This is a genomic window from Rhizobium sp. J15, assembly GCF_002531825.1.
Lineage (GTDB): Bacteria > Pseudomonadota > Alphaproteobacteria > Rhizobiales > Rhizobiaceae > Rhizobium.
In genome coordinates, this window is the sequence record NZ_NWSX01000078.1 from 1 (window position 1) to 13,985 (window position 13,985).

Genomic DNA, 13,985 nt, shown 5'->3' on the forward strand with positions numbered 1-13,985 from the left:
CAATCAAACCTGGTGCCGATCTTCTTCTGAACGATGAGGAAAAGCTGGCATATGTCCGGCTGCGACATCCGTCATCAACGCCCAGAACTGCGTGCACTGCAAGCTCTGCGACATCAAGGAACCCCATCAGACATCATTAGGGTGCCGCCGGAGCGACGAGGGGCAGGTCTATCAGAATATGTAACCTCGGCAACCGAAGTTGTCGTCAGCATCTGCAACTTTGTGATTGTAACTTCGAGGAGGCAGTATGATTGCAGATCTTGAACTAGCAAAACGCGAGGCCAATGAACGCCTCTCAGAGAAGAGTTCTAATTTTTGTAATTCGATGCCCGTATTCGACGGACGCAAATGCTTCTTTATGAAGAAGGCGTTGGCGATCCGAACGTTCATTCGCCGTATCTATATACACACGACCTAGACATGAGCGGATGAACGCAGGGCGAGATTATCGAAGCTTTGAACCGTTTACATAGCGTTCGGTCGATGTTCCTTCAGACCGCAGCCGTCGCCTTAGAGACTTCGTCATGTGTCGGCTTGGGTATTCATAAACGGCGGTTGTACCGAGATATTAGAACGATCTTCTCCACTCGCCATTATCTCATCACTCGGATTGACGAAATCCGCTTTGGATCTCGAAAAGCCTCCGCAGATCACACGATTTCAGTCAAGGTGTAAGCAGCACACCGCTACACCTTTTGGGAATGCGGTTATATTACGTTCCGGACCGATGTTCCGATTTCGCTTCAAAATTCAGCGTCAGCGGCCATTTGTGCCGTAGCTCACTTATGCGCCAGCTTAGCCACTTCAATATGTCCTCCCGCTGAAAGGCCGCTGGACTTTAATTTGGTGGGGGTGCGTTCACATTGTCGACGTCACCGACGGAGCGCGTTCGAGCGCTGAAATTGCTAGGCATCCACCAATTGGGTTCATTGCCGAGCAACATCTGGAAAAAGCCCGCCGCGTAATTCATGTCCTGGTTCGCATTTTCCCGAAAGGACCACCAGCTACGAAGATCGTCGACCATTTGGTTAACGTGGACGTCCACGTGAAATTCCTGGTCCATCGTGGCGGCATAGACAGTCAGGCAAAATGTCGTGACCACATATCCCTCAGGCCAGAACGCCGCCGGCGATTTCGGGTCAACGTGGGCCGGGGCGCGAGCCGCCTCGATCGGCATGTCCGCTACAAGTTCGCGCAATACGATAGAGGGTGCAAACTGAAAAAACTCGCGTCGTTCGGCCTTCTCTTTCGGCTTTTGACGGTCAATATTCTCTAGCCACCGAACGAATGCTCCTGCCAGCTTGACGTCGTCAATAGCGAAATCGCACGCCATCGCTTCGTCGCATAGCGCAGCGTGTGTATGAAAGGCAGCCTTGAACCAGTGTAGCTGCCGGACCGCCACCCTTAGCGGTTTGTTGGTCCGAGGAAGATTCTGCACGGATCGGGACAAATCAAACATGGCTTGCGCACCGTTTGAGAAGCGACGCGAGAGCCGAGATGTCTTTCTTCTGATATAGATCCTGGATCGTCACTTGAAGAGCCGCCGCAAGATCGGTGGAAGCAGAGATGATCGCTTCTCTGTCAGCGTCGTCCGACTCCGCGAGCAATGAGAGCATTGCTGCAAAAACCGCGACGACTATGACCCGAGAGCGTATCACGGGTGATTGGTCTTCCAACCGATCGATTGTTATCGAGCCGTCATCTCCTAGCTGCAACGTCAATTGGGCCGCAAGCTCGAAAATATCTTGTGAATGATCCAGTCGTAAAAAGGCCCGGCGGCCGGCAGTTTGACGAACCAACGCTCGCTTAGCGCCAAGACGGCTCAAGACGCGTTTCATCGTTTGATAATAAGCGACCGAAAACTTATAGTCGGGCCGCGAAGAGGCAGCGATCTCGCGCAGTCCTTGTGTATTCGTCGCAGGGTCGCTCAAGATGGAATGTGCAAAATCGCACACGAAATGATCGACGTTGCGAGCGAGGATCTCAATCTCTCCAAGAGCGGAAAGCGCGATGCCCGATGCCGGCGTTGGGAGCCGGCGAGGCGCAGTCTCCTTCACCGTATCGCGCCCCTTTTTAAGGGTATAGCGCAACGACCTCAAAACGTCTTTCAGTTGCGTCGTTTGTGGAGCGAATTCTGGCGACATGCCAACCTACCCTCATCTCTCATTGCGCCTCTGTTAGGCCACAATATCATATCGCAAGTCACGCCTGGGTGTCGCCTTAATAAATGCACGAGTCGCATCGTAATTGGCCACGCCGGCCTGACTTCCTAGGCCCGTAGCGTTCAATGCGGAGGACGCTTGACCGAGTTCGACTGCATCTCGAGGCGAAAGTCCCTTCACCAACCCACTCGCGAAACCGCCGTTGAAGCAGTCACCACACCCGCATGTGCACTTCACATCGACGTGGAATGCCGGCGAGTGAAACTCTAGGCCTGATTCGTCATGGTAGTAGGCGCCCTCTGCTCCCAACGTCAGAATCACACATTTCGCCCCTCTGCCAAGCAGGAAATCCGCCAGATCCTTGTTGTGGGTCAACCCCGAAAGCGCCTGAGCTTCTTCTTCGGAGGGAAGAAAGTAGTCCGTGTAGGGCAGAAGAGCTTCGACTTTGGGGAGATCGGCGGATGTCGAAGCGAAGACGTCGAGCGTCGTAATGACGCCGCGCCGACGTGCTTCAGCCATGATTTCTGCAGTACGACCACAGTCATCCATCCGGTTCATCAGACCGACACCGCCGACATGCAGGATTTTAGTGTCAAGAACGCGATCAATTTCGGAATCCGACACGAAGAATGCATCGGTGGCACCGCGCTTGTGGAGTGCCGGCCGCTGGCCGTTCGGTCGAGTCGTCACGATTGAGCAGGACGTTGAGTAGCCCTCGTAGCGTTGCATCATAGTGGTGTCTACGTCGAACGACTGGAGCTTCATCCGGACCCAATCGCCCATGTCATCATAACCAACTCCGCCGACGGCTTGCACTTTAAGGCCGTATTTGGCGGCCACAATGGCGGCGGAACCTGCCGCGCCGGATACGGCCAGGGTAAAGTCTTCCACGAACAAAGTCTGCCCACCCGGAGGGATTTCCGTAACCGGTCGGCAAAGAGCGTCGAAAGTGTAAAAGCCGACGCAACTGAAATCAAAGGTCGCCGACATCACTGAGCTCCGATCCTGTTGCCGTCACCATCGAAGTAGTAGAGCCGACCGGGATCAAATCCGATCGATACGCTGGAATCAATCTTCGCCCGGAAATCTCGGCCGGCTTTGATTTCAAACGTCTTCTCTGGAGTACGGACCGACAGGTAGGTGATATCGCCGGTCGGCTCTACGCCGTAGACCGTGCCTTGGAGATTCCCGCCGCCGACCACGCAATCCTCCGGCCGAAAACCGAGCGTGACCTGACCGCACAGCTCGGCAGGGCAGGCGACCTTCACGCCAGGAGCCGAGAAGACTCCACCTTGCGCCGCCCCCGACACCAAATTCATCGGGGGCGATCCGATGAACCCCGCGACGAAGGTATTCGCCGGATTCGAATAGATCTCATCGGGGGTGCCGATCTGCTGGATTATCCCTTTATTCATGATGACGATCCGATCAGCAAGCGTCATTGCCTCGATCTGGTCGTGCGTCACATAAACCGTGGTTACCTTCAGGTCGCGCTGCATGTGCTTGATCTGGACGCGCATGCTGGCGCGCAGCTTTGCATCGAGGTTCGAAAGCGGCTCGTCCATGAGGAAGACTTGCGGTTGACGAACAATGGCACGGGCGAGCGCAGCGCGCTGTCTCTGGCCACCGGAAAGCGCGCCAGGCTTGCGTTCGAGGAACGGTCCGAGCTCGACCATGTCGGCGGCGCGACGAACGAGGCTGTCATGTTTGTCCCTTGGGATGCGCCTCATTCTCAGAGGAAACCGAATGTTCTCGTAGATCGACATGTTCGGGTACAAGGCATAGCCCTGAAAGACCATGGCAACGTCGCGATCTCGTGCATCGACTTCGTTCATCACGTTGCCGCCGATGCGGATCTCACCCCCTGTCGGTTGTTCCAGACCAGCAATCATGCGCATCGTCGTGGTTTTGCCGCAGCCGGATGGTCCCAAAAGGACAAGAAACTCTTCGTCGGCGATATCGAGGGTCACGTCTTGGACACCAAAGAAGGAGCCAAAGCTCTTCACGACGTTCTTAAGTTCAATAGAGGCCATGGAATTATCCTTTCACAGCGCCCATCGTGAGTCCGCGCGAGAGATGCTTCTGGATCAGGATGACGAGGATCAGGATCGGAGCGAATGCGAGGAACGAGACGAGTGCGATAGCGTTGTAGATCACCCCGTCTGAGCCGCCGGTGAAATTGGCGAGAGCAACGGACATCGTATAGGCCTTCGAGGTCGATGCGATGAGGAGGGTGAAGAGGAATTCGTTGATTGCGAAGATGGCGGCGATCACCGCAGCCGTTATGATTCCAGGAAGGCACGCCGGGATCATTATTTCCCAAAGAATGGTTAGGTCGCCCGCGCCGTCGGTGCGGGCAGCGTCTTCCAGTTCCTTTGGAATATCCAGCATGTAGCTGCGAATAATCCATGTGACGAGGCTGAGATTGATCGCCGCGTAAATGAGCATCAGAGCCCAGACGGAATCCAGCAGACCCATATTCTTGAAGAGGAAGAAGATCGGCACTGCGACAATGGCCGGCGCCATCATCCGCGTCGACAGGATGTAAAAGCCGATGTCCTCCCGACCGCGGAACTCATAGCGAGCCAAAGCGAAGGCTGCGGGGATCGCCAAAATCAGGTCAATAACGACAGAGCCCGCGACCGCAACAACCGAATTTCGCAGATAAGAAGCTATGGGCCAGTCGCTGACGAGAAGGCGCCAGGCGTCCAAGCTCCAGGTGGGCCAGTAGATGGGCCTTGGTACGATGATTTCCGTTCTTGGCCTGAAGCCGATCGTCAGGAACCAGATGATTGGAACGAGACAAACGAGCGCCCATGCGACAAGTATGATGTAGCGAAGAAGAAGGCTTTCACCGCCGCTTTTTCGAATACTAGCCATCTCATGATTTCCCAGATTTGAATGCGCGCTTAACGACAGTTTGAGCGATTACGATCGTGAAGATCAGCATCAGCACAGATGCCGCGGAGGCGTATCCGAAATTGAACATCCTGAAGCCTTGGCGATAGATGAAGTAGCTCATCGTCTCCGTCGCACCGCCTGGTGTGCCTTGGGTCATGATGTAGACGTTTGTGAACATCGTTGTGATGTCGATGCCGCGCAGCGTTACGGCAACCACGATGATCGGCCTCATCATCGGCAGTGAGATGTTCCAAAAAATGGCACCCCAGCTTGCCCCGTCCAATCGAGCCGCTTCCTCGATTTCCTCGTCCTGCCCCTGAAGAGCGCCGACGAAGATGATGAAAAGAAAGGGCGTCCACTGCCACACGTCCGCGATGATCAGTGTAAGTCTGGCGAGCCAGACGGACGCAAGCCAGTCGACATTGTTGGAGACCACTCCAATCGACATGAGGATGTCGGAGATTACCCGGCCGTCGTTAAACGCCAGCTTCCAGATGAATGCCACTGCCGAGGGCATAAAGAGCATCGGCATCAGGAAAACGATGCGCCAACCGCGGACAAGTGGGTCGCGGTAACAGAAGAAAGCTACGGTCATCGCGATCACGGACTGCAGGGTCAGGGAGATTCCGCCTATGATGGCGGTGTTTCCCAACGCCGCCCAAAATTCGCGATCTTGGATGATCCTCGTGTAGTTGCCGAGCCCGACCCAAGACCAGTTCACGAACTTGACGACAAAGAGGCTTTGGTACATCGCGAACAGACCTGGATACAGGGTGATCGCGAGCAGGTAGGCTACAGCAGGTCCAACCAAGAGGTACGGGAAGACCTTCCGCGCCGTAGCCGAGCGGGGGCGAGGTCTTGCGGGTACCTTTACGGTGGAGGCGGCAAACGCCGCCTCCGTTTCAAGTCTTTGAGTCGAATGGGTCATGATCTTAGAAAGGCAGCGCCTTGCCTTTGCCTACATAGAGCCCTGGCTCCGCGTCCGCGTAAGCAATCGGGGCATTTCCACCGGAGAAGCCATTCTTCTCCAGGATGCTCTTCCAGGCCTTTTGCCCGTTCTCAAGGGCTTCCTTGGCTGAAATCTGACCAGTGACTGCGCGGTTGATCTCGTTTCCGAGCGCCTGCTCCATTTCGAACATCCCCGGGATACGGGGCGCGCACCATGCGTGCTCCAGGCTGTCCGCCCAGACCTTCATCGGTTGGCTCACCGCCCGAAGACGTTCGTTTGCCAAAACCGAGCGGTAGCCCGGAGCAACACCGTTCGCATTCGCTTCGTTCATCGCCATGATAGACGAAGTCGTGAGGAAGGCGAGCATAAGGAACGCGCCCTCGGGGTTTTGCGACGTGGCAGCAACACAGGAAGTCGAGCCGGCAATGTTCGGCGGGGCGAATACACCCCCCGAGATTCGCGGTTCGTAGATTGTCACGAAATCGTCAACGATCTTCGATTGATCAGGCCGCATGGCCTGTGTGCCGCTGTCCTGCCAGCTGATATTTGCTGCAACCTGGCCACCAAGCCAGGCAGCGCGGTTTTCACCCCAGCCAGCGCCGGAAACGCCTTCGATGGCGTTTTTCTGGAGAGCCAGGATGATATCCATGGCCTTCATTCCGGCATCACTGGTGAGCTGCGGATTCCATTGGCTGTCGAACAGGGAAAGTCCGGCTTGCGCCGCGATATGTTCCCAGGTGTAAGTTGCCCAGAAACCACGGGCCGCCATCAAACCGACGCCGGCTACGCCGCCACCGAGCTTGTTTGCTTCGCCAGTGATACGAATGAGTTCGTCATAAGTCGGTACCGATTGAGCTCGATCTATGGGGCCGCCGAGGATCTTCTCCATGATCGACTTGCGCAGATGCACCATCTGAACATCGCAGTCGAAGGGGATGCCAACGAGCTTACCGCCGACATAGCCGTAGTTCAGACGATAAGTGTCATAGAAGTCATCGAGCGGCAGCTTCCACTTTTCCGCATATTCGCTGAGATCGGCAAGGAAGCCTGGGCCGGCGAAATCACCGAGCCACGGCGAGAAGAACTGCAAGGCGTCAAAGGATGCGTTCCCGGAAATGAATTCGGAAACTGCCTTGTCATAAAAGCTGTCGTCGGGGATTGGAACCAGCTCGACCTTGATGCCTGACAATTGTTCAAAAGGCTTCAGCCCCTCGGCAGCCGACTCTTGGTCAGCAGCGCCGACGGCAAACCTGACGGTTTTGCCGCTCTGTTCCGAGCGAACTTTTTCCCAATCCACGGTACGGATCCAGTCCTTTGCTGGATCCCACAGCGGATCGTCCGACATCTTATAGAGCTTGCGGTAGTCCTCGCGGACATAGTCTTTAACGGAAATTTTGTCCAAAACGGATTGGACATCTGGTAGACCCGATTGCGCAAACGCCGGCAGCTTGAGGGCTGAGGCTGCGCCTGCGGCGAGCCCAAAAGCTGCCGAATGTCTCAGGAATCCGCGGCGCGAAACGCCCGAACTTAAAACTGTCATGTTGTACTCCTCCCAATCTGAATAAATCAGCTGAATGCCAATGGAGGCAAGACCGTTTCGGCGCGGCCTCCACTCCGCTCCCATCATAGCACCCTCCTGCCGAAGCAAGAACATTTGCTAACAAAAAATACAATGTGTTCATATCGGGCGGCTGTCAATCGATTTTTTGTCGCCATCTCTGTCGGCGCTAGAGAACATTGATCCTATAAATGATAAATTTGTGCATCGCGATAACTGGGGCGCTCGCCATTTCTTGCCGATCTATCCACAGCAAGGTAAATCTTGTAACGACGGTGAAGGGCACTGACCTTGTAGGAAAAGAACTGGTTCCCACCACGTCATCGGCCATCCCTTAGAGGCCCGAAAGGAAACTAGATGCAGACCACGTCTCCAGTTGCCATGGTTCAGAGCGATTCTGAAAGGCTGCGAGCGCGAGTCGCGTGGCTCTATCACATCGAGAATTACACGCAGCAGGATATCGCCGCCCAGTTGGGCATCAACCGAGTCATGGTTGTCCGGCTGCTGGCGGAGGCGCGTCGGCGCAACGAGGTGCGCGTTACAATATCCTCGCCGCTTTCGGACATGATTGCTCTAGAAAGAGAGCTTGAGACGACGTTTGGCATCAGGCAAGTGATTGTTGCCCCCTTTGCCGACTCAGAAGGCGATCCAACGAAGGTGATTGCTGCAGCGGCGGGAACGCTGATCACCGGCTTGATGCATTCCGGCATGATCGTTGGCGTGGGCTGGGGGCGCACCCTTTATAACACTTTGCCATTCATTGCCGGCGCCGCCCTTGATGATTTTCGCGTAGTCTCATTGCTCGGAGGCATTTCGGCCGCGCGTCGCTTTAATCCTGCCGAGTTTGCTTGGCAGTTCGCAGAGCTTTTCAAAGGTGAGGGTTTTCTGGTTACGGCGCCGGCAGTGGTGGATAGCCCTGAGACGAAGCATGCGCTGCTGGAACGATGCGGCCTTGCCGCGATTTTTGAAATGGCGGACAAGCTCGACGTTGCGCTACTTTCTGTCGGAGGGATCTCCGCGTTGACGACAAGCTACCGTACCGGGTATCTGAGCGAGGCAGATCGTCGCTCTTTGATAGAGGCTGGCGCCGTCGGAGACGTGCTCTATAACTTCATTGACAAGGACGGCAATGTTATCGACCACGAGGTCAATGCTCGGGTAATATCAGTGAATCTCGAGCGGTTGCGGCGAACACCAGAACGCATCCTGATCTCCGGTGGGTCAGAAAAGCTGGCAGCACTTCGCGCCAGCCTTATTACACTCAAGCCAACAACCTTGATAACCGACGAGCAGACTGCGGGCGCTCTGCTAGCCTCAGCGTAAATCGGGTCGCGCGGAGCCCGGAACCCAGACCGGCCCTCCATTTTTTGCGCCAATGTTCGCTAATTTGCCGCCTTCGCCCTGTCCAGCAGGTTGGCGCGGCATATCGCGTGGAAAATTTATATCAGCAAACAAGCTAGTCGGGCGAGACGCGCTCGTTGGATGATGGGCTTCGCTCGCTGCGATGGCTTGAAATGCCGTTCAGGCTCGCAACAAAAGTTCTTGAGGTTGTCGACAATTAGGAGAAATGGCATGCCCAGGCTCACTTTGCGAACATAGTTGTTGACTGAGTTACAAATGTACATTACCAATCCCTCGAGTGAATTCGGGAGGAATGGAATGCCCATTAACGTTGCGCCAACCGGGCTTGCACGCGACCTCGTGCGTCGTGAGGCCGAAGGAAAACCTATTCGAATTGGTCTGATCGGTAGCGGGGAGATGGGCACCGACATCGTGACCCGCGTCGCACATATGCCCGGGATCGAGATCGGTGCAATCTGCGATCTCAACGCCGCACGCGCTCGCGAGGCAGTCGACATCGCTTACCGGGCCGAAGGCCACCATCGGGAAGCATCGACCTCGGATCAACTCGATGCCGTGATTGAAGCGGGTCAAATCGCCATCACAGCCGACTCCACCAATATTCTGAACAGCGGCTTGATCGATGTCGTCGTCGATGCCACCGGCGTCCCTGCCGTCGGTGCGGAAATAGGCCTCTCGGCCATGGAGCACGGCAAGCACCTCGTAATGATGAACGTCGAAGCTGACGTTACGATCGGCGCCTACCTCAAAAGTGAAGCCGAGCGGCTCGGGGTTACCTATTCGCTTGGAGCAGGAGATGAGCCATCGTCTTGCATCGAGTTGATCGAGTTTGTATCGGCGATGGGTCATCCGATCGTTGCTGCAGGCAAGGGCAAAAACAACCCCTTGAACATCGACGCGGTCCCGGACCAATACGCCGAAGAAGCGGCGCGCCGAAACATGAACGTTCGCATGCTTGTCGAATTCGTCGACGGCTCGAAAACGATGGTGGAGATGGCCGCCATCGCAAACGCGACAGGTCTTGTGCCGGATAAGCCTGGCATGCACGGTCCGGCGGCCACGCTCGACGAACTGTCAAAGGTTCTCGTGCCGGAAAAAGACGGCGGCGTGCTGACGAAGGCAGGTGTTGTCGACTATTCGATCGGAAAAGGTGTGGCTCCCGGTGTGTTCGTCGTTGCGGATATGTCCCATCCGCGAATCTCGGAGCGCATGGAAGATCTGAAGATGGGCAAGGGGCCGTATTTTACCTTCCATCGGCCGTATCATCTGACCTCATTGGAAGTCCCGCTCACCTGTGCCCGTGTCGTGCTTTACGGAAAGCCGGACATGGTTCCTCTGTCTACGCCTGTGGCTGAGGTATGTGCGGTGGCCAAGAAAGATCTCCAGCCAGGCGACAAGCTCGATGCAATCGGCGAGTACTGCTATCGCGCCTGGATCATGACCGCGCCTGAAGCGCGGAGCGCCTCTGCCATTCCTTGCGGAATGCTGCAGGGAGGCAAGGTCACCGCGCCGATCAAGAAGGGTGAGCTGATTACCTACAGCAACGCATCGGTCGCGGAAGGTTCTCGTCTGGCCGCCTTGCGTGCCCGGCAAGACGCTCTGGTTTACGGCAAGGAGGCGTAAATGGCGAACTCAGCAAGAGCGATGAAGAGTGCCGAGACCAGCAATCTGCCCTTCATCTACCGACAATATACCCGCGATCAGCTACTGGACGCTCTTCGGAAGATGCACCTCATCCGTCAGTTCGAAGAAGGCGCTGAAGAAAGCTACACACGTGGTCTCATCCATGGGACGATGCATCTGTCGATCGGTCAGGAAGCCAGCGCCATGGGCGTTTGCCTCCCGCTGACGCAACAGGATCAGATCACCTCGACCCATCGAGGCCATGGTCACTGCATCGCCAAGGGCGCGGATGTCAAACGCATGTTCGCGGAGTTCTTCGGCAAGACGACCGGTTATTGTGCCGGCCGTGGCGGTTCCATGCATATTGCCGACGTTACGACCGGCAACCTCGGCGCGAACGGTATCGTCGGGGGCGGCTTGCCTATCGCCGTTGGCGCAGCACTGACATCAAAGCGCCTGAAGACCGGAAAGGTCGTCGTCTGCTTTTTTGGTGACGGCGCAAACAACGAAGGTGCGTTCCATGAAGCATTGAACATGGCTGCCGTTTGGAAGCTGCCCGTTATCTTCGTCTGCGAAAACAATGGCTACGGCATGTCGACATCGACCGCGCGATCCACGGCGGTTGCCAATATCGCAGACCGTGCCGCCGCTTACAGCATGCCAGGCGTTATCGTCGACGGGAACGTGCTGTCCGAGGTGGCAGAAGCAACTCACAATGCCGTCGAGCGCGCGAAGCGCGGCGAGGGGCCATCCCTTATCGAGTGCAAAACCTATCGTTACCGAGGTCATTCGAAAAGCGACCGAAATCGCTACCGCACGAAAGACGAAATCGAGGACTGGATGAGCAACCGCGATCCAATCGTTCGGTTCGAAACAGAACTCCGGGAGTTCGGTGTCGCGAATGACATTGAACTGGCGGCAATCCGCAAGTCCGTAGAGGAGGAAATCGCGGCCGGGATTGAATTCGCAAAGCAAAGCCCGATGCCTGAGATCTCCGGCTTGGCCGATAACGTTTATACGGAGCAAGCGTAATGGATACCACGGTTCGAGAGCTCAGCTACTCCCAAGCTATCCAGGAAGCCATGGCAATCGCGATGGAAGCGGACGAGCGCGTTATCTTGATGGGCGAAGACATTGGTGTCTACGGTGGCGCTTTTCAGGTCACCGGCGATCTCATCGACAGGTTCGGACCGGATCGCGTAATGGACACGCCGATTTCCGAACTTGGCGGCGCAGGCGTCGCGGTTGGTGCCGCGATGACCGGACTGAGACCAATATTCGAATTTCAGTTCTCAGACTTTGCCGCTCTCGCGATGGAGCAAATCGTCAATCAGGCGGCCAAAATGCGCTATATGCTCGGCGGCGAAGTCTCTGTACCGGTTGTCATGCGGTTCCCAGCCGGCTCCGGAACGGGGGCGGCAGCACAGCATAGCCAGAGCCTCGAGGCGTGGCTGGGACATGTCCCCGGTTTGAAGGTTATTCAGCCGGCAACTCCACATGATGTTAAGGGCATGCTGCTCGCCGCTGTCGCCGATCCCGACCCGGTGATGATCTTTGAACACAAGCTCCTGTACAAGATGAAGGGACCGGTTCCGGAAGGTCACTACACGGTTCCCCTCGATAAGGCAGTTATCCGCCGACAGGGTAAGGATCTCAGCATCGTCGCAACGTCGATCATGGTTCACAAGGCGCTCGACGCAGCCGAAAAGCTGGCGGCTGAGGGAATCGACGTAGAAGTGATCGATCTGCGTTCGGTGCGTCCGATCGATAGGGCAACCGTGATCGCAAGTGTGAAAAGGACGACTAGGCTGCTCTGCGTATATGAGGGCGTCAAAACGCTTGGAGTGGGTGCAGAAATAAGTGCGATGATCGCGGAAAGCGACGCATTCGACTATCTCGATGCGCCGATTGTCCGCCTTGGGGGCTCCGAAACGCCAATTCCGTATAATCCGGAGCTTGAGAAGGCTGCCGTTCCGCAAGTCCCAGACATATTCAGTGCAGCGCGGGATCTTGTGAGGGGAGCACGATAGGATGGCGACAGAAATCATCCTCCCGAAGGTCGACATGGATATGGCGACCGGCAAGATCTCGAAGTGGTTCTTCAAGGAAGGTGACCGCGTCGGAAAGGGCGACGTCCTGTTCGAGATCGAGACTGACAAGGCAGCAATGGAGATAGACTCTCCTGCTGCAGGCATTCTTCGGAACGTCAACGGCGAAGAAGGCGTTGACATTGCGGTCGGCTCGGCGGTTGCATGGATCTACGCGGAGGGCGAGGAATATCAAGCCGCGCCTGCGCAATCTGCGCCGGCCGCTCCCGTAAAGACGGAGGCTTCGGAAGCGACCGGGGTCGACAATTCGCAAAATCACGATCCATCGACCGATGCCGGAGGAACCATCAGGGCTACGCCCTTGGCAAGGCGTCTGGCTCGGGAAAACGGCATCGATCTCGGATCCGTGGCCGGGACCGGTCCACATGGAAGGATTTTGAGCGCTGATGTTTCGAAGGCTCACCTTTCCGAAGTGCCGCTTGCTCCGCCCGCGCCCACAAGCACGCAGCATATCGGGCAGAAACCTTCGTCCGAGGGGTGCCTGGCGCTGTTTGCCGAGGGCACGTTCGATGTCCAGCCTCACACCCCCATGAGAAGGACGATCGCCCGGCGACTGCTGGAAGCGAAGACCACCATTCCCCATTTCTACTTGACAGTTGATTGCCGCATCGACGCGTTGCTCAAGTTGCGAGCGGAGCTCAACGCGTCTGTGCCGATGACAGACGGCACGCCCCAATTTAAGTTGTCAGTCAACGACATCGTCATCAAGGCCTACGCGCTGGCTCTAGCATCAACGCCCGACGCGAACGTGTCTTGGACGGAAGAGAGTCTTTTGCGTCATCATTTCGTTGACGTGGGAGTTGCCGTTTCCGTGGCGGGCGGGCTGATCACGCCAATCATCCGACATGCGGAATCCAAGACGCTATCCACGATCTCGAATGAGATGAAGGATTTGGCCGCACGCGCCAGATCGGGAAAATTGAAGCCGGCCGAATACCAGGGCGGCACAGGAGCAATCTCGAACCTCGGCATGTTCGGGGTGAGGGAATTCGCCGCGATCATCAACCCTCCCCATTCAACCATCCTGGCTGTTGGCTCTGGGGAAAGAAGGCCTGTCGTCAATGCTCAAGGTGATTTGTCGAGCGCGACAGTCATGACTGTGACGTTGTCAACCGATCATCGTGCGGTAGACGGTGCTCTGGGCGCACAGCTTCTCGGAAAGTTCCAAGCGTTCATCGAAAATCCGATGAGCATGCTGATCTAGCTTCCTCCCGAGCCTCGGGGGATCTTGCCACGGCGCGAAGACTTGGTGGCGGATCCCCCATCTTTTCAAGGAAAACAGATGTCCTACGACGTCATCATTATCGGCTCCGGCCCCGGCG

13 protein-coding genes are annotated in these 13,985 nt (G+C 56.3%); 6 read left to right on the top strand and 7 right to left on the bottom strand.

All coding sequences use genetic code 11. The features are described 5' to 3' along the window. The first annotated feature begins 73 nt into the window (after window positions 1–73). The gene (locus CO670_RS33780) at window positions 74–184 is read left to right on the top strand and encodes a 4Fe-4S dicluster domain-containing protein (protein WP_348628118.1); all 111 of its coding nucleotides are present in this window, start codon (window positions 74–76) and stop codon (window positions 182–184) included. A gap of 654 nt (window positions 185–838) precedes the next feature. On the opposite strand, the gene CO670_RS31640 is transcribed toward CO670_RS33780, so the two are convergent. From CO670_RS31640 to CO670_RS31670, 7 genes are read right to left on the bottom strand one after another with little or no spacing between them, the layout of a single operon-like run. Continuing rightward, window positions 839–1,459 (bottom strand): hypothetical protein, encoded by a 621-nt coding sequence (locus CO670_RS31640; RefSeq protein ID WP_097593956.1) that lies wholly within the window; start codon window positions 1,457–1,459, stop codon window positions 839–841. Next, complete coding sequence (locus CO670_RS31645) at window positions 1,452–2,144, bottom strand: hypothetical protein (protein WP_097593957.1); 693 nt, start codon at window positions 2,142–2,144, stop codon at window positions 1,452–1,454. Before CO670_RS31645 ends, CO670_RS31640 begins: the two co-directional genes overlap by 8 nt. Before the next feature lie 33 nt (window positions 2,145–2,177). Beyond that, window positions 2,178–3,152 carry a sugar kinase gene (locus CO670_RS31650; RefSeq protein WP_097593959.1) on the bottom strand — a complete coding sequence of 325 codons (975 nt, stop codon included), beginning with the start codon at window positions 3,150–3,152 and terminating at the stop codon, window positions 2,178–2,180. After that, window positions 3,152–4,195 (bottom strand): ABC transporter ATP-binding protein, encoded by a 1,044-nt coding sequence (locus CO670_RS31655; RefSeq protein ID WP_097593961.1) that lies wholly within the window; start codon window positions 4,193–4,195, stop codon window positions 3,152–3,154. Before CO670_RS31655 ends, CO670_RS31650 begins: the two co-directional genes overlap by 1 nt. A gap of 4 nt (window positions 4,196–4,199) precedes the next feature. Continuing rightward, the gene (locus CO670_RS31660; RefSeq protein ID WP_097593962.1) at window positions 4,200–5,042 is read right to left on the bottom strand and encodes a carbohydrate ABC transporter permease; all 843 of its coding nucleotides are present in this window, start codon (window positions 5,040–5,042) and stop codon (window positions 4,200–4,202) included. 1 nt (window position 5,043) lies between these two features. Continuing rightward, complete coding sequence (locus tag CO670_RS31665) at window positions 5,044–5,991, bottom strand: sugar ABC transporter permease (RefSeq protein ID WP_097593964.1); 948 nt, start codon at window positions 5,989–5,991, stop codon at window positions 5,044–5,046. A gap of 4 nt (window positions 5,992–5,995) precedes the next feature. Then, the gene (locus CO670_RS31670) at window positions 5,996–7,552 is read right to left on the bottom strand and encodes an extracellular solute-binding protein (protein WP_097593965.1); all 1,557 of its coding nucleotides are present in this window, start codon (window positions 7,550–7,552) and stop codon (window positions 5,996–5,998) included. A 375-nt stretch (window positions 7,553–7,927) separates the two neighbouring features. Between CO670_RS31670 and CO670_RS31675 the strand changes: the two genes are divergently transcribed. The 5 genes from CO670_RS31675 (at window position 7,928) to CO670_RS31695 (ending at window position 13,867) form a co-directional block, all read left to right on the top strand. Next, complete coding sequence (locus tag CO670_RS31675) at window positions 7,928–8,893, top strand: sugar-binding transcriptional regulator (RefSeq protein ID WP_097593966.1); 966 nt, start codon at window positions 7,928–7,930, stop codon at window positions 8,891–8,893. 336 nt (window positions 8,894–9,229) lie between these two features. Then, window positions 9,230–10,555, top strand: a complete 1,326-nt coding sequence (locus CO670_RS31680) for an NAD(P)H-dependent oxidoreductase (protein WP_097593967.1) — start codon at window positions 9,230–9,232, stop codon at window positions 10,553–10,555. Next, complete coding sequence (locus CO670_RS31685) at window positions 10,556–11,587, top strand: thiamine pyrophosphate-dependent dehydrogenase E1 component subunit alpha (protein WP_097593968.1); 1,032 nt, start codon at window positions 10,556–10,558, stop codon at window positions 11,585–11,587. It begins immediately after the preceding gene. After that, a complete protein-coding gene (locus CO670_RS31690; RefSeq protein ID WP_097593970.1) occupies window positions 11,587–12,585 on the top strand; it encodes an alpha-ketoacid dehydrogenase subunit beta in 999 nt (332 codons plus the stop codon). Before CO670_RS31685 ends, CO670_RS31690 begins: the two co-directional genes overlap by 1 nt. Before the next feature lies 1 nt (window position 12,586). Beyond that, a complete protein-coding gene (locus CO670_RS31695) occupies window positions 12,587–13,867 on the top strand; it encodes a pyruvate dehydrogenase complex dihydrolipoamide acetyltransferase (RefSeq protein WP_097593971.1) in 1,281 nt (426 codons plus the stop codon). Window positions 13,868–13,985 lie beyond the last annotated feature (118 nt).